We start from the raw sequence: 21,865 nt of genomic DNA, 5'->3' as shown, positions 1-21,865 counted from the left end.
TCTTATGCCGGTTCGGCATCAAACCGCACAGTTCCGTCTTGGACAGCATGAACGAGCGTCGTGAGACTGCGGCGGACGATCAAGAAAACCGGAAGGAAGTCTTCGTGCCGTTCCCCCGAGCCAGGTGGGCCGCGCTCGCCGCGCTGCTCCTCGTCCCGCTGACCGCCTGCACGGCGGAAACGCCGAAGCCGGCACCGACGTCGGCCGCGGCACCGGCAGCAGCACCGCAGCCGGACTTCACCCCGCTCGAACGCAGCTTCGACGCCCGCCTCGGCGTGTACGCCCTCGACACCGGCTCCGGCCGCGAGATCGCCCACCGCGCCGACGAGCGTTTCGGCTACGCCTCGGCGCACAAGGCGTTCTCCGCCGCCGCCGTGCTCCAGCGCACCGACATCGAAGACCTCGCGAAGGTGCTGACCTACCGCCGAGCCGACCTGCAGGAGAACTCCCCCGTCACCGAGAAGCACGTCGACACCGGCATTTCGCTGCACGACGCGATCGACGCGGCGTTGCGCTACAGCGACAACACCGCCGCGAACCTGCTGTTCGAGCAGCTCGGCGGGCCGCCGGGACTCGCCGCCGCACTGCGCGCGATCGGCGACACGACCACCCACGTCGACCGGACCGAACCCGCACTCAACGACCTCGCTCCGGGCGACATCCGCGACACGAGCACCCCGCGCGCGATGGCCGGCACCCTGCGCACCTTCGCCCTCGGCGACGCGCTGCCCCCGGAGAAGCGGACCATGTACACGGACATGATGCGCGCCAACAAGACCGGCGCGACCGTGATCCGGGCGGGCACGCCGGCCGGCTGGGCCGTCGCCGACAAGACCGGCACCGGCGAATACGCCACGCGCAACGACATCGCGGTCGTCTGGCCGCCGGGGCGGGCACCGATCGTCCTCGCGATCATGTCCAGCCGTCAGGCCGAGCACGCCGAGCACGACGACCGGCTCATCGCGCAGGCCGCGAAGCTGGCCCTCGACGCCTTCCGGAGCTAACCGAAGAGGCGCCGCACCTCCGATGAGACGTCGTCGAGCCACGCGGCCCGCTGCGCCGCGCCGGCGTCGGCCACCACCCGCAGCACCAGCCGGTGCACCTCCGGCTCGCCGAGGTAGGGCGCGAGGCAGCGCCGCCAGATCGCGTCCAGCGGGTCGCCGAACAGCGTCCGCTCCCGCTCCTCCGGGGTGTCCGAGGTGTTGATCACCAGCAGCCGCCGCAGGGAAAGCAGCGACTCGGGTGCGCCGCCGGCGTCGTCGAGCCGGTAGGCCACGCCGGGGACGAGGATCCGGTCGAGCCAGCCACTGAGGATCGCCGGCGGCTTGCCCCACCAGTTCGGGTGGATCGCGACGAGCCCGCCCGCGGTCCCCAGTTCTTCCCGGTGCCGCCGCACCAGCGGGTCCGGTTCGGCGGCGAGGAACTCCTCCGCCCGGGTCCCGCTGGTGTAGGCCTCTTCCGCGGTCAGGACCGGGTCGAAGCCTTCGGCGTACAGGTCGTGGAACCGCACCGGCACCCCGGCCCGGTCCAGCGTCGTGACCACTCGCGAAGCGAGCGCGTGGTTGAAGCTGCCGGGTCGCGGGTGGGCGAGCAGCACCACCACCGGCTTGTCGTCGATCCCCATGATCGCGCCATCCTGCCACGGCGGCCCGCGGCCGAGCCCGCGAACAACTCAGCCCGCGTTGGCCAGGAAGCCCTGTCCCGAGGGCGCGCTGCGCACCAGGCACGCGTGGCACGGCATGCCGCACAGCCCGTCGAGCACCTCGGCTTCGCCCGGGAAGATCGCCTCGCCGCACAAGGCCGTCAGGTGCTCCGGCACCGGGCCGGCGGGCACCGGGATCAGGTGGCAGACACGTCTGCTTTCGCCGACGACGCCTCGGCGTAGCCGCACCAACGCGAGCATTCCACCGTTCTCACCCATAGCCGGAAAACTAGGCCAAAAGGCGGATCAAGGCTTCGTGCCCGCGACCCAACGATCTTGGGCACCGGTGGTCCGGGACACCAAAGTCACGCCGGGGAGAGCACCGCCGAGCCCAGCCGGCGGCACAGGGCGAGCGCCAGCTCGACGTCCAGTCGGTCCTCGCCGAGGCCGCGCGGCAGCAGCTCCTGCGCCTTGCGGACGCGGTACTGCACCGAGTTCTTGTGCATCGTCAGCTCCGCGGCCGACGCCGTGTAGCTGCCGCCGGTCGTCAGGAACACCCGCAGCGTCTCGCGCAGCCGGCCGCCGTTCTCGTCGTCGGCGGCCAGCGGCCCGAGCGTGCTCGCGACCCACAGGCGGGCCGCGTTCAGGTCGCTCGTCATCAACGCCACCGTGCCGACCTCCCGGAAGGTCAGCACGCGGTCGCAGTGCTCCCCGGCGGCCAGCGCCAGTGCGTGCACCCGGCGGGCCTGCTGGTGGGTGTCGCGGAAGCCGGCGACCCCGGTGCCCGGGTCGCCGACGGTCACCCGCACGCCCGCTTCGGCTTCGGCGAGCGCCGCGTCGAGGTGGGCCCGGCCGATCGTCGCGCCCGGCACGAGCGGCAGCCACACCCACGCGCTGGCCTCGTCACGCGGCACGAACAGCGGACGGCCCTGCCCGCGGACGCGCTCGAACACCGCGCCCGCGACCGACTCCAGCAACGACAGCGCGTCGTCGACGAAGGCCTCCGAGGCGTGCCAGACGATCATGCCCACGTGCGTGCCGCGCAGTCGGTAGCCGATCACCGCCTCCGCGGCGTCGACGTCGGGCGGCTCGCCGTTCCCGTCGAGCAGGTCCGCCACCTTCGCCGCCCGCGCGGCACTGCGGTTGAGCAGCCAGCGGTCGCGTTCGTCCTGGTAGATGCCGACGAGCTGGCGGACGACCCGGGTGATGAACTCGTAGGCGACCCGCAGCAGCCGGCGCATCATGGCGCCGAGCAGGGCCGCGTCGTCGACCAGCCGGATGCACTCCTGGAACCCGAAGTCGAGCATCGCGGCCTGCCCGAGGTCGTACGCGCGGATCAGGTCGAACACCGGGGTGCCGCGCTGCGCCAGCCGGCGCGCGTACTCGACCGCCGCGGCCGGCGGCTCGACGCCGGCCGGGTCGATGCCGTGCCGGAAGATCTGCAGCGCGGTCTCGATGTTCTGGTACACGCTCGCCGACAGCAGGCTCACCATGCGCTCGTCGTCGTTGACCAGCTGCGGCAGATCGGTGGCGTACAGCTGGACCAGCTCGCCGGTGAGTTCGCCCGCGCGGCCCTCGAGGGTGGCGGCGATCTGCCGGATGCGCTCCGAGACGACTTCTTCGTCCACCATGGAGCCACCTTAGGGGGTGGCACCTCAAGCTAGGCGAGGAACTCGTCGATCAAGTCGAACGTCCGTTCCGGAGCCTGCAGCGCCGGCTGGTGCCCGGCGCCCGCCACCACCTCGAACCGTGCGTCGGCGAACGCGGCCGCGTACGCCTTGCCGAACGCCGGCGGGACGACGACGTCGTCTTCGCCCCAGATCAGCAGGGCCGGGAGCCGGACCCGGGCGAGGCGGCGCAGCAGCTTCGGGTCGGCGAGGTCCGGACCGGCGTAGGTCCGCATCGCGGCCAGGTCGGCCGGGTCCGGGCCCGGCGCACCGGGCGGCGGCTGCGGCAGCCGCACCGGGTGTCCGGCGATCTCCGGGCCGATGGCGTCGAGCAGGACGAGCCGCGCGAGGCGGCGGCCGCGGTCCCGCACCGCCAGTTCGGCCGCGACCCAGCCGCCGAAGGAACTGCCCACCACGACGACGTCGGTCAGGTCTTCGTCGTCGAGGAGGTCGAGGTAGGCCAGGGCGAGGTCGTCGACGCCGGTGAACGCGGCCGGGCGCGGGGTGCCCGACCAGCCCGGGTGCGTCGGCGCCAGCACCCGGGCGCGCGGCGCGAAGTGCTCGACGATCGAGGTGACGCTGCGGGGTCCGGCGCCACCGTGGAGGACCAGCACGGCGCGGTCGCCGCCGCCGGTGTCGAGGAGGTCGAAATCCATGAGTTTCCTTCCGTCAGTCCTGTGTGGCCTGGGTGGCCTGCGTGGCGAAGCGCGTCATCTGCTCGACCATCGCGTCGGGCGCACCGGCGGCGAAGCACGCTTCGAGGTTGTCCGCCGAGTCCCGGGCGGCTGCCTCCGCCCGGGGGAACATCGCGGTTTCGTAAGCCGAGAGAGCGCTTTCGACGTCGTCGTGGTCCGCCAGCGCGAGGGCCAGCTCGGTGGCGTCGAGCATGGCGAGGTTCGCGCCCTCGCCGGCGAAGGGCGACATGACGTGCGCGGCGTCGCCGAGCAGGGTCACCCCCGGCACCCGCGCCCAGCGGTGCCCGACCGGCAGGGCGTGGATCGGCCGCGGGATCAGGGGACCCTCGCTGTCCGCGATGAGCGCCCGCAGGCCGGGGGCGAAGCCGGCGAAGACGTCGAGCAGCCGGTCCCGCTCGGCCAGCCCGGTGGCGGCGTCGGCGTCCTCCGTGCGGACCGCGGCGTACACCCGGATCCGGCCGCCGCCGGTGCGCTGGGCGATCAGCCCCTTCCCTTCGGCGAGCGCGAACATCGACCCCGGCCCGACCAGCACGGCCACCGCCGGGTGCCGGGCGTCCACGCCGGACAGCCGGGCCTCCACGAAGGACAGCCCGGAGTAGCGCGGCACGGCGCCGGACAGCACCGGCCGGACCTTCGACCAGGCCCCGTCCGCGCCGACCACCAGGTCCCCTTCCAGGACGTCGCCGGTGGCCAAGGTGACCTTCCCCGGCGACACGGCCGTCACCTTGGCGCCCCAGCGGACCACACCCTCCGGCAGCGACCCGGCCAGGATCCGCTTGAGCTCGCCGCGGTCGACCTCCGGCCGCGTCCCGCCGCCCTCGCCGGCGCCTTCTTCGAAGCGGACGGCACCATAGCGGTCGAGGATGCGCAGCGCCTCGCCCTCTTCGCGGACGACGGCGCGGAACTCCGCCGTCAGCCCGGCTTCGGCGAGCGCCCGCTGGCCGGACTCCGCGTGGAGGTCGAGCGTGCCGCCCTGGTCGCGGGCGGCCGGTGTGGCTTCGAGTTCGCAGACGGTCGCCGGGATCCCGCGCGTGTGCAGGATCCGGGCCAGCGTGAGGCCGCCCAGGCCGCCGCCGACGATCGTGACGGAGGGAGTCATCGGGTCTCCTCGGGTCCGGGACGCGGGGTGGCGAGCGCGCCGTTCAGCAGCGCGTCGAACGCCCACCTCGAGCGGGCGGGGCCGGGCCCGGACACCAGGTCGGTGCCCAGCGCGGCGATGTGCGGGTGCGTCCGCGGCGAGACGCCCGCCAGGGACTCGGTCATCTCCTCGTGTTCACGGGCCGCGCCGGGTTTCTCCCGGCGGGTGCCGTGTTCGACGGCCGTCGCCGTGGCGGTCAGCAGCAGGACGTCGACCGCCCACGCGGCCTGCCCCGGCGCCATGCCGCCCTCGTCGAGCAGCGCGAGCACGGCCTCGACGAGCGCGAGGTAGTGCGGGCCGCTCAGCCGGGTCATCAGCGCCACCCTGGCCAGGGCAGGGTGCGCGAACAGCACCGCGCGGTAGGAGTCCAGCACCGCCCACAGGCGTTCGCGCCAGTCCCCCTCGCCGGCCGGGCCGACCTCGGCGAGCAGCTCGTCGAGCACCGCGGCGTGCAGTTCCTCGGTGTCCTTGACGTAGACGTAGAGCGACGCCGCTCCGGTGTCGAGCTCCTTGGCCAGCCGGCGCATGGTGACGCGCTCTACGCCTTCGGCGCGCATCACCGCGACCGCGGTCGCCACGATGCCCTCGCGCGTCAACGCGGGTTTCGCCGGGCGCTCCCGGCGGTTGTAGGTGCTTCCCGGAGTCATCCCTCCACCGTAACGAACATGTTCGTTACGAGCAAGTTCGCCACGAACGTGTTCGTCGAACTCGGCACCCCGGAATCAACACATCATTCGGGTGCGTGGAATACGACATTCGGATCCACCATTTTGTTAAGTCGTCCGTTAAGCGGCCGCATCGAAAGACTCGAAAATAATCCCGAAAGAGTGCGCCGGATTATCCGGCGGTCCAGACCACTGGGGGGAAGATCACCCGTACGGCGGCTTTCCGTTGCGCCACAAGGCAGCGGTACCGCGACGACCAGCGAGTTAACATTTCTGAAACTCGCTTACACGACATTTGGCGCTTGTGGCAACTCTCCACGACCGGTATATCTGGGTGACCGGAATTCGACCGCGGCCGGCCGCACCACCGGCCGGTTCGCCGCTGCCCTCTCCCCCGCTCCCCGGAGGCACCATGCACCGCCTGGACCCGGCCCGAGACCACGTCCTCGGGCTCTACCGCATCATCATCGGCTTCCTCTTCGCCTGCCACGGCCTCAAGACGCTCTTCGGCCTGTTCGGCGCGAAGTCCGCCGCCACCGTCGGGTCCTGGCCCGGCTGGTGGGCCGCGGTCATCCAGCTCGTGTGCGGCGTGCTCGTCTGCGTCGGCCTCGGCACCCGGGTCGCCGCCGTGCTCGGCTCCGGGTCGATGGCCTACGCCTACTTCTCCGTCCACCTGCCGACCGGCCTGTTCCCGATCCAGAACGGCGGCGAAGCGGCCGTGCTGTTCTGCTGGTCGCTGCTGCTCATCGCGTTCGTCGGTGCGGGCCGCTTCGCGCTGGGCAACCTTTCGGTCCGGCAGCGGTCTTCCGAGCCGGCGCAGGAGCGCGCCACGGTCCAGAAGGTCCAGAAGGTCTAGGAGGCACGGGAGATCCCGACGCCGCTGCGCGCGTCGGGACCGTACTTCGCCAGTTCCCGCGCGAGGTCCAGCCGCCCGGTCGACGCGCCCCTCGCCCGGTCTTCGTCGGTCAGCAGCTCGCGGGGGATGAGCCACACGACCTCGAACTCCAGCCCACTGGGATCCTTGGCGTACAAGGACTTCGTGGTTCCGTGGTCGGCCGAGCCGACCAGCGCGCCCGCTTCGGTGAGCCGGGCGGCGAGCCGCTCGAGGTCGCCGAGGGTGTCGACCTCCCAGGCGAGGTGGTAGAGCCCGACCGAGGTCCGCCCGGCCCCGGAATCCGCCGCGGCCGCGCCGATCTCGAAGAGGCCGAGGTCGTGGTCGTTGGCCGACCCGGGTGCCCGCAGGAACGCCGCGCCCCGGTGCGCGTCGCCGCCGTCGATGTACCCGAAGCCGAGCACGTCCCGGTAGAACGCCACGCTTTCGGCCAGGTCCCGGACGTAGAGCACGGCGTGGTTGAGGCGGAAGATCGACATCGGGGCTCCGTGCTGCGCGCAGTTCGATTGAAGTTTCAACTTAATGTTAAGCGCGTGTTCAGCACGGGTCAACCCACCAGGACCGAGCCCCACAGCCGGCCGAGCCAAGCCGCGTAGCGCTCGTCGGACCACTCGCGCCGCTCGACGAACTGGTGCCACAGCGTGCCGTCCGTCGTGGACCACAGCACGTCCCGGCACTCGGCTTCGGACACCCCCAGCCCCCCGGTGTCCGCGGCGGCCCTGGCGTGCTCGGCCATCGCCGCCAGCCGCTGGCGGTCGATCTCCTCGAGCATCGCCGCCGCCGCGGGTTCACTCGCCGCCGCGCCGCGCACGGCCAGGTGCAGCTTCGCGGTCCGCCGCATCACGGCCGTGTTGAAGACGGCGAACGCGGCGAACCGGGTCCGCAGGTCGGGCTCGGCGAAGACGGCCCGCAGTTCGGGGCGCTCCAGCAGCGGCACGTCCTGGTCGTCCCCGCCCACGGCCACGTCCCACGCGCGGTGCAGCAGCGCGGGCTTGTTCTTGAACGCCGAGTAGACCGTCTCCGGAGCGACCCCGGCCTCCGCGGCGACGTCCGCGATGGTCGTCCGGCCGTAACCGCGCGTGACGAAGAGGGCGTGCGCCGCGTCCAGGATCCGGCGCCGGTTCTCTTTCGCCTGCTCCCGGCGCCGGCTCGAGTCGTACTGCCGCTTGACGGGCCCGCTCATCCGATACATCCTCACTGTATTGAAAACAGTCTGACTGCATTGGAGTCATCATGCCATCACCCACCGACGCGTTCCTCGCCGACATGCTGCCGCGGCAGACCGCCGCCGAACGGGCCATCCACCAGGGCGACCAGGAACCGCGCGCCGCCCTGTGGTCGCAGGCCGACCCGGTGAGCCTGTTCGGGGCCTGGCTGCCGATCCGCACCGGCTGGGCCGACGTCAGCGCGGCCTTCAAGCGCGTCGCGGCCCAGTTCTCCGACTCGCGCGAATACCGCTTCGAGGTCATCGCGGCCGGCGCGAGCGGCGACCTCGCCTACACCATCGGCTTCGAGCACAACACGGTGTCGCTCAACGGCAAGCCGACGACGTACACCCTGCGCGCCACCCACGTGTACCGGCGCGAGAACGGCGAATGGAAGATCGTCCACCGCCACGCCGACCGGCCCCCGGACGAGCCCGCACCCGAAGCGGGGTTCACCGGGACCCACTCTCGGTAGGCCTGCCGACCGACCGGGCGACAAACCTTCGACACCGCATCGAGGCCCTGGTCAGGGCCCCCGGCGGTTCGTAAGGTGAGTCCACCGCAGGACACCGTGTCAGCTGTCCCGCGGGCGGTGGTGCCCCCGGAGCCGACCTTTCCCCGAAGCCAAGTCCCGGGGCACCACCGCATCACTCAGCGGATCGTGCCGCTATCCCACCACCAGCTCCGCGAGCCGTACGCGTACTCGCAGATCGCCCGGCCGTGCGCGCTGAGCCGCAGCGCTTCCGGCTTGTCCATCAGCCGCCGGGCGTTCTCCTCGACCGTGACCGCACCGGCCTTGCCGCCCACCCGGCGACCAAAGATCCGCCAAGCCCCGTCCCGGACCCGCCGTGGCCGTTCGGCCTTCCGGAATTCGCTGACACATTTACATACATACGCCATGTATGTAACCTGGCCGCATGACGAAGCGCAGTGAGTGCCTGGGTCAGGAGCACCGCGTCCGGCTGCCCGCCGGCGAGGTGCGGTACTCCGAGCGGGGCTCGGGAGCCCCGGTGGTGTTCGTGCACGGGGTGCTGACGAACGCCGAGCTGTGGCGGAAGGTCGTTCCCGACGTCGCCGCGGCCGGGTTCCGGTGCCTGGCGCCGGATCTGCCGCTCGGCTCGCACGAGCTCCCGATGCACCCCGGCGCCGACCTCTCCCCCACCGGCAACGCCGACCTCATCGCCGACTTCCTCGACGCGCTCGACCTGCGGGACGTCACGCTCGTCGCGAACGACACCGGCGGCGCGTTGACGCAGATCCTGCTCAGCCGCCGTCCCGATCGGGTCGGGCGGGTCGTGCTCACGCCGTCCGACTGCTTCGAATACTTCTTCCCGCCGATCTTCAAGGCACTGCCGCCGCTCGCCCGGATCCCCGGGTCGATGGCGGTGCTCGGGCAGCTGCTGCGGATCCGCGCGCTGTACCCGCTGCCGATCCTCTTCGGCTGGGTCGTCAAGCGGCCGCTGCCGGACGCGGTCGCGCAGGCTTACCTCTCGCCGCTGCGGAAGTCCGCCGGGGTGCGGCGCGACCTGCGCAAGCTGCTGCGGGAGGTGCACCCGCGGCACACGCTGGCCGCCGCCGAGGCGCTGCGGACGTTCGACCGGCCGGTGCTGCTCGCGTGGGCACCGGAGGACAAGCTGTTCCCGATCCGGCTGGCCCACCGGCTCGCCGAGCTGCTGCCGGACGCGAAACTCGTCGAGGTGCCGGACTCCTACACCTTCCTGTCCGAGGACCAGCCCGCGGTGCTGGCCCGTCACGTCGTCGAGTTCGCGGGCGCCATGGCAGATTAGGCGGGTGCGACGTACCCAGCAGGACCGTTCCGCCGGCACGAAGGCCGCCCTGGTCGCCGCCGCGCGCGAACTGTTCGCCGCCCGCGGCTACCAGGCCGTGCCGGCCGACGAAATCACCCGCGCCGCCGGGGTGACTCGCGGCGCGCTTTACCACCACTACGCCGACAAGCAGGGCTTGTTCCGCGCCGTGGTCGAGGAACTGGAACGCGAGCTGACCGAAGAGGTGCGGGCCGCGTTCGCCGCCGGCCCGGACCCGCTCGCCGGCATGCTGCAGGGGCTCGGCGTCTTCCTCGACGCCTGCCTGCGCGAGGAGGTCCGCCGGATTTCGCTCACCGACGCGCCCGCCGTGCTCGGCTGGGACGTCTGGCGCGAGATCGAGGCGGAGTACGGTCTCGGCCTGCTCGTCGCCGTGCTGACCCAGGCCAGGGCGGACGGGCTGATCGTCGACATGCCCGTCCCCGCCCTGGCGCAGCTGGTGCTCAGCGCGGTGATGGAGGCGGCCCGGATGATCGCCGCGGCCGACGACCCGGCCCGGACGCGCGCCGAAGTCCAGCAGGTCCTCGGCGGGTGGCTCGGGAGCCTCCTGCGGACCTAGCTCGTCCGGTAGATGCCGAGGTTCGCGGGCCCCACCCGGGTGGTCGAAACCGGATCGAAGTGCACGACGTCGTCGAAGAGCCGCCGGCCCGCGCCCGCCACGCTCGGGAAGACGAGCAGGCGATACTCGTCGACGAGCCCGTGCCGGGCGAGCTGCTTCGCCACCTCGACCGAACCGATGACGATCACATCCCGTTCTTCCCGCTCGACCGCGTCGGTGAGTTCTCCTTGCAGCAGCGCGGAGTTCTGCCACGCGGACACGTCGTGGAGGGTTCGCGATGCCACCAGCTTGGCCGCGTTGTTGAGCCGGTCGGCGAACTCGCCCGTCCGGCCGGGCCAGAGCTTCGCGAACAGCTCCCACGTGGTCCGGCCGAACAGGAGGACGCCGGTGTCGAGCAGGGCGCCGAGCCGGAACTTGTCCCCGGACACCGCCTCCCGCCCGTGCCGGAACGCCCAGCCGCCGCCGGCCGTGCCGCCGGAACCGTCCGGGTCCTCGACGACGCCGTCCAGGGTGATGAACTCGACGACGATCACGCTCATGGTTGCTCCCGGTGCCTGGTCGCCGCGCCCCGGTGGCGCGGCCTCACCGGTACCTACCGGTGGCGGCCGCCGGATTCATCGGCCGCCACCGGAGGAACTTCCTACGCCGTGACGAGGGAGACGCCGAAGGTCTGCAGGATCTCGTTGACCGGCTGGAACCAGGTCTCGCCGCCCGAACCGCAGTTGCCCCAGCCCCCGGAGGTGACGCCCTGGGCCTGGTCACCGGTGATGAACGAGCCACCCGAGTCGCCGGGCTCGGCGCAGACGTTGGTGCGGGTCATCTGGTAGACCGCGCCCTGGGCGTAGTTGACGGTCTCGTTCTGGCCCAGCACCGTGCCGCAGTGCCAGTGCGTGGTCGAGCCCGAGCGGCACACCGACGTGCCGACCGGCGCGACCCAGGACCCGCGGACGAGCGCGTCGCTCACCGTCCCCCAGCCGAGCACGACCGGCGCGGTCCACCAGCCGCCGCCGATGCGGATGAACGAATAGTCGTTGCCCGGGAAGGAGGAGCCGGCGAAGGTGCCCATCCACGAGCCGTCCCAGCCGACGACCGAGCTGCCCGCGCCGCCGCAGTGCCCGGCGCTGACGAACCCGCCCTGCACGGAGAAGCCGATCGAGCAGCGGGTGTTGCCGTTGATGTAGTACGGGTCGCCGCCGACGGTGCCGGCCGAGAAGGGCTCGGCGGCCGGAGCGGTCGCCACCGTGACCGGGCCGGCCTTGGCCGCCCGGGCGAGGAAGGCGTCGACGTCGGCGCCGCGCGCGCCCGGTCGCACGGTGACCACGACGCTGCCGGCGCGCGGGTCGGCGCGCCAGCCGCTGACCGCGGCCGGGGCGGGTGCCGCCTTGGCCGACGCGTCGATCGCGGCCTTCGCGGCGTCGAGCTTGGCCGCGCTGGTCCGGGCGGCCACGGGTTCGGCCCCGGCCTGCCGGACGGCGGCGGCCGCGCCCGGGTCGGTCACCCCGACGACCAGCTTGCCGCGCGCGGGGTCGAACCAGGCACCGCCGAACGCGGCGCCGGCGGCCCGTTGCGCACCGGGCAGTACCCGGGTGGCCGTCATTTCCTGGGTGAGCCGGGCTGACGCCTGGGCGGCGGTGAGCCCGAAGTCCCCCTGCATGGCGGCGATCAGGCCGGGCGAGGCCTGGGCGGCCGCGGGGGTGAGGGAGGCGGAGGCGAGTGACGCGGTGAGGACGGCGGCGCCGCCGAGAGCCAGGGCGATTCTTCGACGCATGGGAACTCCTCCAAGGCCGGGGGAAAGAAACACACCGTCCGCCGAGTGTGCGGTCGCGACCCGGGCCGGGTCCAGATTTGTCCGGTCTTCTGTCCGGAATTCCGCGATGTCCCTCCACTGTGGACTTGTACTCCGTTTGCCGCACAAGGATTTCCCCGCGCACGACCGAGGCGCGGACCGGCCGGCAGGGCCGCCCGCGCCGTGTCACCACCCCTTCATCGCGGCGTTGCAAAAAGGTCTGAACCAAGTACAACACGGCTTCGGGGCGACGAGCCCGGACGGGAGTCTGCCGGGCACCGGACGTGCCCGGCAGACTCCCCTCACGAGCGCGCCCCACCGGCAGAATGCGACGCCGGAATCCGGGCACGACGCCGCCCGGCCACCGGAAAACGGCGGCCGGGCGGTTCCGTGCGCGAATCAGATTTCGGCGACCTGATAGGCGACCACCCGGGCGGGCACGAGAAGCGCACCGGAACACTCGGCGACCGCCGGGCCGAATCCGTAGCGCACCGGAAGACCGGCCGCCAGCCAGAACGCACTGCCGTTCGCGCAGTACGCGATCACCCGGTATCCGTAGCCCTCACCGGGAAAGCAGCTCACGGACACGCCTTGCCCGAACAGGGTCCCGTAGCGCTCGCCGAAGCAGCCGGGTGGCACGGAAGCACCGGTCGCCGCGGCCGCCGGCACGACCGACAGACCGAATAGGGAAAAAACCGCGATCGCAAAAACCGCGCATTTCCTTCGCATGACCACTCCTCAACCGCCGAGAACCCGACATCCCGAGCGTAGAAGTGCGCGAGAATTACCGGCAATTCATCGGGCCAGTGAATTCGCGCAGCGGAAAGTCACCCCGCTGCTCCATCCGGGCTAGCCCGAGCCGCGTCAGCACGTCGCGAATGACTCATTCGGGGCGTCCGAGGTCCCGAATGAGTCATTCGCGACCTTCCGGCGACCGCGAGCCGCCCCGGGGTGCCGCCCGGCGCCGCGGGAGCGTCCGAAGAGGACGGTCAGCGGGCGAAGGCGTTGAGGAAGCGGTCGCGGAAGGAGTCCATCTTCCAGATCGGTGCCTGCGCACCCGGGTGGAGGCCGTCCTGCCAGCCCCAGCCGGCGATCCGGTCGAGGACCTTCGGGTCCTTGGCCACGATGGTGATCGGCACGTCGTGGACCGCGCCCTGCGGGGTGACCACCGGCGGCTGGTGGTCACCGAGGAACACCAGGACCGTGTTTTCGTCGCCGTACTGCTTGACGAACGAGATCATCGTCTTCAGGGAGTAGTCGGTCGCGTCGCGGTAGGCCTCGCGGATCTTCTCCGGGTCCTTCCAGACCGACTCCGGTGCTTCGCCCGCCGCGGGCTGGGGGTTGAAGACCGAGCCGTCGCCGACCTGGTTCCAGTCGACCAGCCAGGGCCGCGGCGACCAGGGCGCGTGGCTGGAGACGAGGTCGACCTCCGCCATCACCGGCTGCTTCGCCGCGTTCGCGAGCTCCTTGCGCTGCAGCATCGAGAGCGAGAACTGGTCGGGCATGGTGGCGTAGGCGTAGCCCGGCCCGTGGTACCCGATGGAACGGGCGTCGTAGTAGGCGTCCGGGTGGTAGAACTTCTGCCCCTCCGGCCAGTCCTTCGTGTGCGCGGGCACGTCCCAGACCGTCCGCCAGCCCGCCCGCTGGAACGCCCCGCCGAGGGTCAGCCGGTCGCTGGCGAGGAGGTCGTTGTACCGCTGCTGGTTGTCGATCCACATCCCCGACTGCACGGTCGAGTGCGCCAGCCAGCTGCCGCCGCCGAACGTCGAGGACGACAGGAACGCGCTCTTCGCGCCGATGCCCGCCGCGCGCAGCTCGGCGGTGCCCGCGTCGAGCGTCGGGCCGATCTTCGCCCCGATGACCGGGTCGTCGAGCGCGACCCGCCCGTAGCTCTCCACGAAGGTCAGCACGACGTTCTTGCCGCGCAGCCCGTTCAGCAGCTGCGCGCCCGGCGTGGCCCGGAACGCGTCGTCGGCGGCCACCTCCCCGAACGGCCGCTGGTCCCGCAGGTCGGCGCCGACCTGGCGCAGGTCGCCGTAGGCCAGCGCGGCGGCGCTCTGCGCGGCGACCGGCTGCCCGGGCGCGAGCTCGACGCCGAACACCGACGCGACGATCCAGACCACGGCGAGGACGGCCACCACCCGGGTCGCGCCGGTCCGCCGTCCGGCGGCGACGCGGCTCAGCCGCAGCATCGCGAGGACCATGAGCACCATGACCGCCACCGCGAGCAGGCCGGCGGCGATCAGCGCGGCGATCGTGGCCGCGTTCCCGATCTGCCCGGCCAGGAACTCGACGCCGGCGTGGAAGAAGCTCCAGTCGTAGATCGGGTCGAACGGCTTCTCGAGGGTGGCGTAGAAGCCGGTGTCGAGCGCCTTCATCAGGGTGAGCAGCCCGAGCCCCAGCCCGGCGAGCACGGCGGCGACGCGCCGCGGCCGCGGCGGCAGGACCAGCAGGAACGCGCCGATGACGAGCCCCTCGACGGGCACGCGCACGAGCGCCGCGGCGGAGAACGAGCTGAGGTCGTCCGGGGCGAGGAGCCCGAACAGCACGAGCAGCGCGGCCAGCACGGTGAGGACCCGGCTCGCGACGACGTGGCGCCGCCGTCCGGGCCGGGGCAGCCCGAAGTCGGGCAGGGCCGCCCCAGGGACCGGGGTGCGGCGCCGCCCCAGCGGCAGACCGATGTTTCCAACCATGGCGAGCCTCACGTCGTGGTACACGGTGACCGCCGGCCCGTGCGGCGGGGCGGCGATCGTCACCGGATATACGAGCCGGAGCGGCGCGCGGTTCACGCGCCCTGGTCACTTCACACCGCCGTCGGCCGGAGGTATTCCTTCGGCGCCGCTCGCGAAAGGGTTTCCCGTTACCCGCGCCCGGAGGCGGCAAACCCCCGCACACCGTCTTTCACCCGCGGAAACACCCGGAATCCCCAGGACGAGGGAAGGAGCGTTGCGGGCCCGCGCCGCCGGTGTTCTCCTCGGGGAGTCCGAAGATCGGCTTACCGATGGAGGCCCACGATGAATCTGTTCGACAAGGCGAAGGACGCACTCGGGAAGCACCCCGACCAGGCCGACCAGGGCGTCGACAAGGCCGCCGAGGCGGCCAAGCAGCGCTTCGGCGACCACGCCGACAAGATCGACCAGGGCTCGGACAAGGTGAAGGATTACCTGCACAACCAGGGCGGCGGGCAGCAGGAGGCGCCTCCGCAGTAAGCCCGGCCCGGTGCACGCCCAGTCGTCCGGGGGAAGCACGCTTCGCTTCCCCCGCGGCTGGGTACCACCGGCTCCGTGGTCGCCACCTATCTCGTCCCCGTCCGGACTGCCCTGCTCCTCTTCCCGCTCCTCGTGCTGGCCGTCATGCTCCCGGCCGCCTTCGTCAGCTACCGTCGCCGCGGCCGCGCCGGCGGCTGGCCGACGTTCGTCTTCTACACGTTCCTGTTCTACCTCCTGGCGATCGCGACGCAGACGGTGCTGCCGCTGCCGGCCGACCCGGCGTACTGCGCGGGTCACACCTACGCGAGTTCTCCGCAGCTGCGGCCGTTCTACTTCGTCGAGGTGGTCTCCCAGCGGGCCCGCGGCCACTGGAGCCCCGGGGCGCTGCTGCACAACCCGGCGGTCTGGACCACCGCGCTCAACGTCGTGATGCTGGCGCCACTGGGGTTCTACGTCCGGTACGCCCAGCGGATGCGGCTGGTGCCCGCCGCCCTGATCGGCTTCGGCGTGTCGCTGTTCTTCGAACTGACGCAGCTGACCGGCCTGTGGTTCCTCTTCCCGTGCCCGTACCGGCTCTTCAGCGTCGACGACCTGATCCTCAACACCGCGGGTGTGGTCGTCGGCTGGCTGCTGGCCGGCCCGCTCGGGCGCCTGCTGCCCTCGGCCGGACCCGAGCACGACCGGCGCTACGCCGCCAGGGTCACCTTCACCCGGCGGCTGTTCGCGCTGGCCACCGACCTTCTCGGGTTCGCCGCGCTGCTCGGGTTCCTCTTCGGCCTGCTGACGCTGTTCGGCGAGGACCTGCGCCACCGTGACACGCCGGTCGTCATCCTCGCCCTCGTGTGGTTCGTGGTGCTCCCCGCCGTGACCGGGTCGACGCCCGGGAAGCGGGCGATGCTCCTGCGGGTGACGCGCCGCGGCGGCCGCCGGGCCGGACCGATCGCGCTGCTGGTCCGCAACGGCGTCCTGCTCTCGCCGCTGTGGCTCACCTGGCTGCTGCTGGACCTGGACCACTGGGACCTGGGCCACCACCAGGAGCGGCTGCTCCTGCCGGTCGCGCTGGCCGCGTCGGTGTTCGTCGTGGGAGTCTGGACGCCGCTGGCGGTGCTGCTGGACAGCGAGCACCGGGCGCCCTACGAGCGGCTGACCCGCACCGTGAACGTCGCCGTCGTACCGCCGGCCGCCGCGGAACCGGTCCCGGCGCCCGCGCCGCCGCAGGAAGTCCTTAAAGGACGGTGAATGGACACCGAGCTGCCCGGGGGCGGCAGCGCTGGTAGATTGCCTCCGGACGGGGTTGAACCGCCAGCCCGGATCCCGGTTCCCCCATCCTGGAGTTGTCGATGACCAGCGACGCAGCGCGGCCCCGGCGGCGTTCCCCGGGCGACGGCCGGTCGCTCGAAACGCGCGACGCGGCGGGCGTCCCCACCGGCGAAGCGGTCGAAACCTCCTGGTGTGCGGCATGACGACCTCGGAAACGCGTGTCGGCGAGCCCGGTTTCGGGCATGAAGAAGGGGAGAGCCTCCCCGCGGAGGCCGGCACGGCGAAGGAGGCCGACGTGAAACTCCGATTTACCCGGCACGAACTCGGCATCTCCCCCGAGCTTTCCGAACTGGCGCGAGTCCGCCACTGGGTCCGCACGGTCCTGCGCGGCTTCCCGGCCCACTTCGTCGGCACGGCGGTCATGGTGGTGGACGAACTGACGTCGAACGCGCTGCGCCACGGCCGCGCGCCCTACCACGTCCGCCTGCTGCCCGGCGCCGCCAAGCTGCGGATCGAGGTCGACGACAGCGGGGGCGAGCCCGCTCGCCGCCGGGCGCCGTCCGACCACGGCGGGCGGGGGCTCCTGCTGGTCGAACGCTGCGCCGCGGCTTGGGGCCAGCTGCGCCGGCCCAGCGGCAAGACCCTGTGGGCGGAACTGCCCACCGACCCGGATCCGGCGGGTGCCCGTGGTTGATCCGGCGCGCACCGCGCCCGCCGTCGCGATCGACGGCACCGGGGGCTGGGCGGCCGCGCCGGCCGCGGCCGTGGTGATCGACCGTTCCGGCACGATCCGCGCCCTCAACGAGGCCGCCTGCCTGCTGTTCCCCGCCGCCGGGGCCGGCTGCCCCGCGGCGGGCGCCGTCGTGGACTGGCTGGCCGACGCCCACGACCGCGGCTCGGCCGAGGTCGTCCGCGGCGAGGTCGGCGAACGTGCCTTCGCCGCGCACCCGGCCCCGCACGGCGAGGCGGTGACCTGGTGGCTCGTCGACGAGACCGACGCCCGCTCGGCGCGCGAGGCGCTGGCCCGCGAGCGGGAGCGCACCACGTTCCTCAGCGACGCCTCCGCCGCGCTGCTGGGCTCGCTCAACCTGGACCGCTGCATGGAGGTCGCCGCCCGGCTGGCCGCGCAGCACCTCGCCGACGCCGCGCTCGTCCTGGCCCCCGCGGCGGGCGTGAGCTTCCCGGCCGTCTCCTGCGTGCGCGGCGGCGAGCCGGCCCGGGCCCGGCTGGACATCGATCCGGACGAGCTGCCCGGGCTCGGCGAAGCGCTGCAGGGCTTCCCGCCGGTGCCGTCGCGCTGGCTCGACCCGGCCTCGGCGCCGTCCTGGGTGCTGCCCGACGGCTTCGGGCCGGTCGGCTCGATCGTCGTGACACCGCTGCCCGGCCACGGCGTCCCCGCCGGCGCCCTGGTCCTGCTGCGCCGCGGCGACCGGGCGTCGTTCACCGAGCAGGAAGAACTCTTCGCCCGGCTGTTCGCGGCGCGCGCCGGGGCGGCCATGTCGGCGGCGCGGGTGTTCGCGCTGCAGGCGTCGATCACCGACACCCTGATGCGCGAACTGCTCCCGCCGGCCCTCGAGCAGCTCGGCGGCGTGGAGTTCGCCGGCCGCTACCGCCCCGCCCGCGACGGCGAACGGATCGGCGGGGACTTCTACGACGTCCACTCGGCGATCACCGTCGAGGGGGAGGAGTCCCTCGCCGTGCTCGGTGACGTCTGCGGCAAGGGGCTCGACGCGGCGGTGCTGACCGGCAAGATCCGCACCACGCTGCGGGCGCTGCTGCCGATGGCCGGCGACCACCACCGGCTGCTGCGCCTGCTGAACCGCACCCTCGGCGGCAACGCCGACGCCCGGTACGTCACCCTCGTGCTGGCCTCCGCGCGGCGCGAAGGCGCCACCGTCCGGCTGCGGCTGACCTGCGCCGGGCACCCGCCGCCGCTGATCGTGCGGGCCGGCGGCCGGGTCGAGGAGGCCGACACCCAGGGCAGCCTGATCGGGGTGCTGCCCGAGATCGAGTCGGTGAGCGCGGACGTCACGCTGGCGCCCGGGGAGACCTGCCTGCTCTACACCGACGGGATCATCGAGGCGAAGGGCGGCCCGCTGGGGGACGCCATGTTCGGCGAAGACCGGCTCAAGCAGGCCGTGGCCGAGTGCGCGAACATGCCGGCCGACGCCGTCGTCGAGCGCGTGCAGATGCTCGCCTCGCAGTGGATCGGGCGCGGCAGCCACGACGACATGGCCGTGCTGGCGATCACCGCGCCGCGCGGCCAGCACCTCGCCGCGGTGGGCGGCCACGGGCGCGGGAGGTACACCGCATGAGCACAGCTACCCGCGGCACCGGGGTGGCCGAGCACGCCGAACGGCTCTGGGACGCCGTCACGACCGGCGACGAACACGCGGCGGGCGACACCGTGGTCCGGGCGCTCGGCGACGGGACCGACCCGGAGAGCGTGCTGCTCGACGTGATCGCCGCGGTGCAGCGGCGGGTCGGCCGGGAGTGGGCGGCGAACCGCCTCACCGTCGCCCAGGAGCACGCGGCGACCGCGATCAACGACCGCGTCATCGCCACCTTCGGCTACCTGGTGAGGCGGCCCGAGCCGCACCTCGGCCGGATCACCGTCGCCTGCGTCGACGGGGAGTGGCACGCGATGCCGGCCCGGCTGCTGGCCGAAGTGCTGCGGCTGCGCGGGTTCGGAGTCGACTACCTCGGCGCGCAGGTGCCAGCCCAGCACCTGGTCGCCCACCTGCACCGGACCGGCCCGGACGCGGTGGCGCTGTCCGGTTCGCTCGCGACCCGGCTGCCGACCGCGCACGCGACGATCACGGCGTGCCAGGCGGCGGCGACCCCGGTCATCGCGGGCGGCGCCGCGTTCGGGCCCGACGGCCGGTACGCCCGGCTGCTGGGCGCCGAAGCGTGGGCGCCGGACGCGCGGGCGGCCGCCGACCGGCTGGCCGAGCCGCTCCCCCGGCCGCAGATCGCCCCCCAGCCGCTCGACGTCCTGCCGCACCTGGCCGACCAGGAGTACACGCTGGTCACCCGCGGCTCGGGCCGGCTCGTGAAGACCGTGCTGGCCGGCCTGGAGGAGCGGATCCCGGCCGTCCGGGCCTACACCGACCTGCAGCGCCAGTACACGGCCGAGGACCTCGCGCACATCGTCGAGTACCTGGCCACCGCCCTCTACGTCGGCGACGGCGAACTGTTCACCGGGTTCCTGAGCTGGACGGCCGGGATCCTCACCGCACGCGGTGTCCCGGCGGCGTCGCTCGGGCCGGCCCTCGAACTGCTCGAAGCGGAGTTGCGCGACTTCCCGCGGGCCACCGGCTTGCTCCGCATCGCACGAACGCACTTGGCGGAGCCGGCCGCCGGATCGGAGCGACCGGCATGACCACCGGCCTGACCTGCACGTGGACCACCCCGGAGGAGGGCACGGCCCACGTGACGATCGCGGGCGACCTCGAGTTCGCCACGACCGGCACGCTCCTGCGGCTGGTCACCGACCGGCTGGCCGGCCACCCCGGCGTCCGCGAAGTGCGCCTGGACTGCGGCGCGATCGGCTTCTGCGACTCGTCCGGGCTGTCGGAGCTGATGAAGGTGCTCCGAGTCGTCGCCGACGCGGGGGCGCGGCTGCACCTGGACAACCGGCAGGCCGCCCTGGAGCGGCTGCTCACCCGCACCGGCACGGCCGCGTACCTCACCGGCGACGCCCTGGACTCCCGGGCCCGCCGCGACTCCTGAGCCGGGCCGGTGCCTCAGCGGTCCTGGCCGACCGGGCGGACGAGGATTTCGTTGACGTCCACCGTGGCGGGCTGGCCGACCGCGTAGAGGACGGCGCGAGCCACGTCGGCGGGGTCGAGCTTGGGGTCCTGGGAGCGTTCGGGCGGAATGCCGCCGGTGTCCACCAGGCCGGGCTGCACCAGGGTGACCCGGACGCCGGTGCCGACGCATTCGGCGCGGATGGACTGGGCCAGCCCGGTGACCGCCCACTTCGTGGCCGAATACAGGTTGCCCGGCCGCACCCCGCGGCCCGCGGCCGAGCCGGTCAGGACCAGGTGACCGCCGGACTCGACCAGCGCCGGGAGGGCGGCACGGGCGGTCAGCGCGGGCCCGTACACGTTGGCGAGCACCATGTCCCGCCACTCCTCCGGCGGCGCGCCGCGGCGGCCGAGGAACGAGGTCACCACGCTGGTGCCGGCGTTGGCGAAGACCACGTCGAGGCGGCCCCAGGCGTCCTGGACCCGGGCGACGAGCCCGCTGAGCCGGGTCCAGTCGGTGACGTCGCAGGCGAGCGACCAGACCCGGTCGGGGTCGCCCAGTTGCGTAGCGAGGGCGGCCAAGCGGGTCTGGTCGCGGGCCACGAGGACCAGGCGGTAGCCGGCGTCGGCGGCGAGCCGGGCGGTCGCGGCGCCGATGCCCCGGGAGGCGCCGGTGATGAGGAACACGGGATCGGTCACGAACGCAGCCTAGCCAGCGAACCCCAGAATGGTCTAGACCATAGGGACCTCAGTCACCCGCAAGGAGATCCCGTGGACTTTTCCGCCGACTTCGGCACCGCCGTGCGCGAGCACCTCCGCCGGACCGAAGACCGCAACGCCGCCACCCTCGAAGAGGTGGCCGCCCGGCTCCTCGACGTCGTCCGCGCCGGCCGCCTGGTGCACACCGCGGCCGCGGGCCACAGCCTGGCCGCGGTGCTGGAGACGTTCTACCGGGCCGGCGGCCTGGCCTGCGTGCGCCCGCTGTTCCACCCCGGCCTGCTGCCCCTGCACGGCGCCCAGGCCAGCACCCAGCTCGAACGCGTCCCCGGACTGGCCGCGACGATGGTCGCCCAGGCCCAGGTCCGCCCCGGTGACGTCGGGGTCATCTTCTCGAACTCCGGCGTCAACGCCTTCCCCGTCGAGCTCGCGGACGAACTCAAGAAGCGGGGCGCCTACGTGGTCGCGTTCTCTTCCCGGCCCCACATGGACGCGGCCCCGGCGCGCTCCTTCGCCAAACTCGGCGAGCTGGCCGACGCCGTCCTGGACACCGGCATCCCACCCGGCGACGCGGTGGTCCCCACCCCCAGCGGAACCACCGCGGCCCTGTCCACCCTCTGCTCGACCTACCTGTGGAACCTCCTGCTGGTCCGCCTGACCACCCTGGCCGGCGACCTCCCGATCCCCCTCTGGCAAAGCTCGAACCTGCCCGGCGGCGACTCCGCCAACGAGCGTTTCCTCGACCAGTACCGAGCCCACGTGCCGATGCTCTAGCCGCGCGTCGCAAGTTGTTTGACGTCCGGGAAGAGCGCCCCAATGTGGCCTTCGGTGCGTTGAACGCACCCAAGGCGGCCTTCG

Annotated in this window: 27 protein-coding genes; 13 read left to right on the top strand and 14 right to left on the bottom strand. The window is 72.8% G+C overall.

Annotated features, from left to right (window positions below):
- The first annotated feature begins 104 nt into the window (after positions 1-104).
- Positions 105-1,004, top strand: a complete 900-nt coding sequence (gene bla / locus AB0M30_RS44730; RefSeq protein WP_364597924.1) for a class A beta-lactamase — start codon at positions 105-107, stop codon at positions 1,002-1,004.
- Here the strand turns inward: bla and AB0M30_RS44725 are convergent.
- From AB0M30_RS44725 to AB0M30_RS44700, 6 genes are all read right to left on the bottom strand, one after another.
- Positions 1,001-1,624, bottom strand: a complete 624-nt coding sequence (locus AB0M30_RS44725) for an NAD(P)H-dependent oxidoreductase (protein ID WP_364597921.1) — start codon at positions 1,622-1,624, stop codon at positions 1,001-1,003. The two genes, bla and AB0M30_RS44725, sit on opposite strands and share 4 nt — an antisense overlap.
- Before the next feature lie 48 nt (positions 1,625-1,672).
- The gene (locus AB0M30_RS44720) at positions 1,673-1,903 is read right to left on the bottom strand and encodes a hypothetical protein (RefSeq protein ID WP_199191481.1); all 231 of its coding nucleotides are present in this window, start codon (positions 1,901-1,903) and stop codon (positions 1,673-1,675) included.
- Between the two features lie 104 nt (positions 1,904-2,007).
- Complete coding sequence (locus AB0M30_RS44715; protein WP_364597918.1) at positions 2,008-3,273, bottom strand: helix-turn-helix domain-containing protein; 1,266 nt, start codon at positions 3,271-3,273, stop codon at positions 2,008-2,010.
- Positions 3,274-3,302: 29 nt separating this feature from the next.
- The gene (locus tag AB0M30_RS44710) at positions 3,303-3,965 is read right to left on the bottom strand and encodes an alpha/beta hydrolase (RefSeq protein ID WP_364597915.1); all 663 of its coding nucleotides are present in this window, start codon (positions 3,963-3,965) and stop codon (positions 3,303-3,305) included.
- A gap of 13 nt (positions 3,966-3,978) precedes the next feature.
- The gene (locus tag AB0M30_RS44705; RefSeq protein ID WP_364597912.1) at positions 3,979-5,103 is read right to left on the bottom strand and encodes an NAD(P)/FAD-dependent oxidoreductase; all 1,125 of its coding nucleotides are present in this window, start codon (positions 5,101-5,103) and stop codon (positions 3,979-3,981) included.
- The gene (locus AB0M30_RS44700; protein ID WP_364597909.1) at positions 5,100-5,789 is read right to left on the bottom strand and encodes a TetR/AcrR family transcriptional regulator; all 690 of its coding nucleotides are present in this window, start codon (positions 5,787-5,789) and stop codon (positions 5,100-5,102) included. Before AB0M30_RS44700 ends, AB0M30_RS44705 begins: the two co-directional genes overlap by 4 nt.
- Positions 5,790-6,219: 430 nt before the next feature.
- Here AB0M30_RS44700 and AB0M30_RS44695 point away from each other — a divergent pair, with 430 nt between their 5' ends.
- The gene (locus AB0M30_RS44695) at positions 6,220-6,663 is read left to right on the top strand and encodes a DoxX family protein (protein ID WP_364597906.1); all 444 of its coding nucleotides are present in this window, start codon (positions 6,220-6,222) and stop codon (positions 6,661-6,663) included.
- On the opposite strand, the gene AB0M30_RS44690 is transcribed toward AB0M30_RS44695, so the two are convergent.
- Both AB0M30_RS44690 and AB0M30_RS44685 read right to left on the bottom strand, forming a co-directional pair.
- Positions 6,660-7,178 (bottom strand): VOC family protein, encoded by a 519-nt coding sequence (locus AB0M30_RS44690; protein WP_364597903.1) that lies wholly within the window; start codon positions 7,176-7,178, stop codon positions 6,660-6,662. The two genes, AB0M30_RS44695 and AB0M30_RS44690, sit on opposite strands and share 4 nt — an antisense overlap.
- Positions 7,179-7,246: 68 nt before the next feature.
- Positions 7,247-7,882: a helix-turn-helix domain-containing protein gene (locus tag AB0M30_RS44685; protein WP_364597900.1), complete on the bottom strand. Its 636-nt coding sequence runs from the start codon at positions 7,880-7,882 to the stop codon at positions 7,247-7,249.
- Between the two features lie 50 nt (positions 7,883-7,932).
- On the opposite strand from AB0M30_RS44685, the gene AB0M30_RS44680 reads away from it, so the two are divergent.
- Positions 7,933-8,379, top strand: coding sequence for a nuclear transport factor 2 family protein (locus tag AB0M30_RS44680; RefSeq protein WP_364597897.1), 447 nt, complete (start codon positions 7,933-7,935; stop codon positions 8,377-8,379).
- A gap of 176 nt (positions 8,380-8,555) precedes the next feature.
- Here the strand turns inward: AB0M30_RS44680 and AB0M30_RS44675 are convergent, their stop codons facing one another.
- Positions 8,556-8,711, bottom strand: a complete 156-nt coding sequence (locus AB0M30_RS44675) for a hypothetical protein (RefSeq protein WP_364597894.1) — start codon at positions 8,709-8,711, stop codon at positions 8,556-8,558.
- A 110-nt stretch (positions 8,712-8,821) separates the two neighbouring features.
- On the opposite strand from AB0M30_RS44675, the gene AB0M30_RS44670 reads away from it, so the two are divergent.
- Both AB0M30_RS44670 and AB0M30_RS44665 read left to right on the top strand, forming a co-directional pair.
- A complete protein-coding gene (locus AB0M30_RS44670) occupies positions 8,822-9,691 on the top strand; it encodes an alpha/beta fold hydrolase (RefSeq protein WP_364597891.1) in 870 nt (289 codons plus the stop codon).
- 4 nt (positions 9,692-9,695) lie between these two features.
- A complete protein-coding gene (locus AB0M30_RS44665) occupies positions 9,696-10,286 on the top strand; it encodes a TetR/AcrR family transcriptional regulator (RefSeq protein ID WP_364597888.1) in 591 nt (196 codons plus the stop codon).
- On the opposite strand, the gene AB0M30_RS44660 is transcribed toward AB0M30_RS44665, so the two are convergent.
- The 4 genes from AB0M30_RS44660 to AB0M30_RS44645 form a co-directional block, all read right to left on the bottom strand.
- The gene (locus AB0M30_RS44660; RefSeq protein WP_364597886.1) at positions 10,283-10,825 is read right to left on the bottom strand and encodes a dihydrofolate reductase family protein; all 543 of its coding nucleotides are present in this window, start codon (positions 10,823-10,825) and stop codon (positions 10,283-10,285) included. The genes AB0M30_RS44665 and AB0M30_RS44660 overlap by 4 nt on opposite strands.
- Before the next feature lie 101 nt (positions 10,826-10,926).
- Positions 10,927-12,054 carry a S1 family peptidase gene (locus AB0M30_RS44655; RefSeq protein ID WP_364597883.1) on the bottom strand — a complete coding sequence of 376 codons (1,128 nt, stop codon included), beginning with the start codon at positions 12,052-12,054 and terminating at the stop codon, positions 10,927-10,929.
- Between the two features lie 417 nt (positions 12,055-12,471).
- Positions 12,472-12,801, bottom strand: a complete 330-nt coding sequence (locus AB0M30_RS44650; protein ID WP_364597880.1) for a hypothetical protein — start codon at positions 12,799-12,801, stop codon at positions 12,472-12,474.
- A gap of 260 nt (positions 12,802-13,061) precedes the next feature.
- Positions 13,062-14,765, bottom strand: a complete 1,704-nt coding sequence (locus AB0M30_RS44645; RefSeq protein WP_364597877.1) for a sulfatase-like hydrolase/transferase — start codon at positions 14,763-14,765, stop codon at positions 13,062-13,064.
- A 321-nt stretch (positions 14,766-15,086) separates the two neighbouring features.
- Here AB0M30_RS44645 and AB0M30_RS44640 point away from each other — a divergent pair, with 321 nt between their 5' ends.
- The 7 genes from AB0M30_RS44640 (at position 15,087) to AB0M30_RS44610 (ending at position 20,273) form a co-directional block, all read left to right on the top strand.
- Positions 15,087-15,281, top strand: a complete 195-nt coding sequence (locus tag AB0M30_RS44640; RefSeq protein WP_103340695.1) for an antitoxin — start codon at positions 15,087-15,089, stop codon at positions 15,279-15,281.
- Between the two features lie 75 nt (positions 15,282-15,356).
- Entirely contained in the window at positions 15,357-16,520 is a 1,164-nt protein-coding gene (locus AB0M30_RS44635; protein WP_364597874.1) for a VanZ family protein, read from the top strand.
- A gap of 101 nt (positions 16,521-16,621) precedes the next feature.
- A complete protein-coding gene (locus tag AB0M30_RS44630) occupies positions 16,622-16,744 on the top strand; it encodes a hypothetical protein (protein WP_364597871.1) in 123 nt (40 codons plus the stop codon).
- A gap of 92 nt (positions 16,745-16,836) precedes the next feature.
- The gene (locus AB0M30_RS44625; protein WP_364597974.1) at positions 16,837-17,235 is read left to right on the top strand and encodes an ATP-binding protein; all 399 of its coding nucleotides are present in this window, start codon (positions 16,837-16,839) and stop codon (positions 17,233-17,235) included.
- Positions 17,222-18,856, top strand: a complete 1,635-nt coding sequence (locus tag AB0M30_RS44620) for a PP2C family protein-serine/threonine phosphatase (RefSeq protein WP_364597868.1) — start codon at positions 17,222-17,224, stop codon at positions 18,854-18,856. Before AB0M30_RS44625 ends, AB0M30_RS44620 begins: the two co-directional genes overlap by 14 nt.
- Positions 18,853-19,923 carry a B12-binding domain-containing protein gene (locus AB0M30_RS44615; RefSeq protein WP_364597865.1) on the top strand — a complete coding sequence of 357 codons (1,071 nt, stop codon included), beginning with the start codon at positions 18,853-18,855 and terminating at the stop codon, positions 19,921-19,923. Before AB0M30_RS44620 ends, AB0M30_RS44615 begins: the two co-directional genes overlap by 4 nt.
- The gene (locus AB0M30_RS44610) at positions 19,920-20,273 is read left to right on the top strand and encodes an STAS domain-containing protein (RefSeq protein WP_364597862.1); all 354 of its coding nucleotides are present in this window, start codon (positions 19,920-19,922) and stop codon (positions 20,271-20,273) included. The genes AB0M30_RS44615 and AB0M30_RS44610 overlap by 4 nt, the downstream gene beginning before the upstream one ends.
- A gap of 14 nt (positions 20,274-20,287) precedes the next feature.
- On the opposite strand, the gene AB0M30_RS44605 is transcribed toward AB0M30_RS44610, so the two are convergent.
- Positions 20,288-20,989 carry an SDR family oxidoreductase gene (locus tag AB0M30_RS44605; RefSeq protein WP_364597859.1) on the bottom strand — a complete coding sequence of 234 codons (702 nt, stop codon included), beginning with the start codon at positions 20,987-20,989 and terminating at the stop codon, positions 20,288-20,290.
- Between the two features lie 72 nt (positions 20,990-21,061).
- Here AB0M30_RS44605 and AB0M30_RS44600 point away from each other — a divergent pair, with 72 nt between their 5' ends.
- Positions 21,062-21,781, top strand: a complete 720-nt coding sequence (locus AB0M30_RS44600; protein WP_364597856.1) for a sugar isomerase domain-containing protein — start codon at positions 21,062-21,064, stop codon at positions 21,779-21,781.
- The last annotated feature ends 84 nt before the right edge of the window (positions 21,782-21,865 follow it).

The sequence above is a fragment of the Amycolatopsis sp. NPDC051716 genome (genome assembly GCF_040681595.1).
Classification (GTDB): domain Bacteria; phylum Actinomycetota; class Actinomycetes; order Mycobacteriales; family Pseudonocardiaceae; genus Amycolatopsis.
The sequence above is the reverse complement of the archived record's forward strand: the minus strand, read 5'-3'. Positions and strand labels throughout refer to the sequence as shown.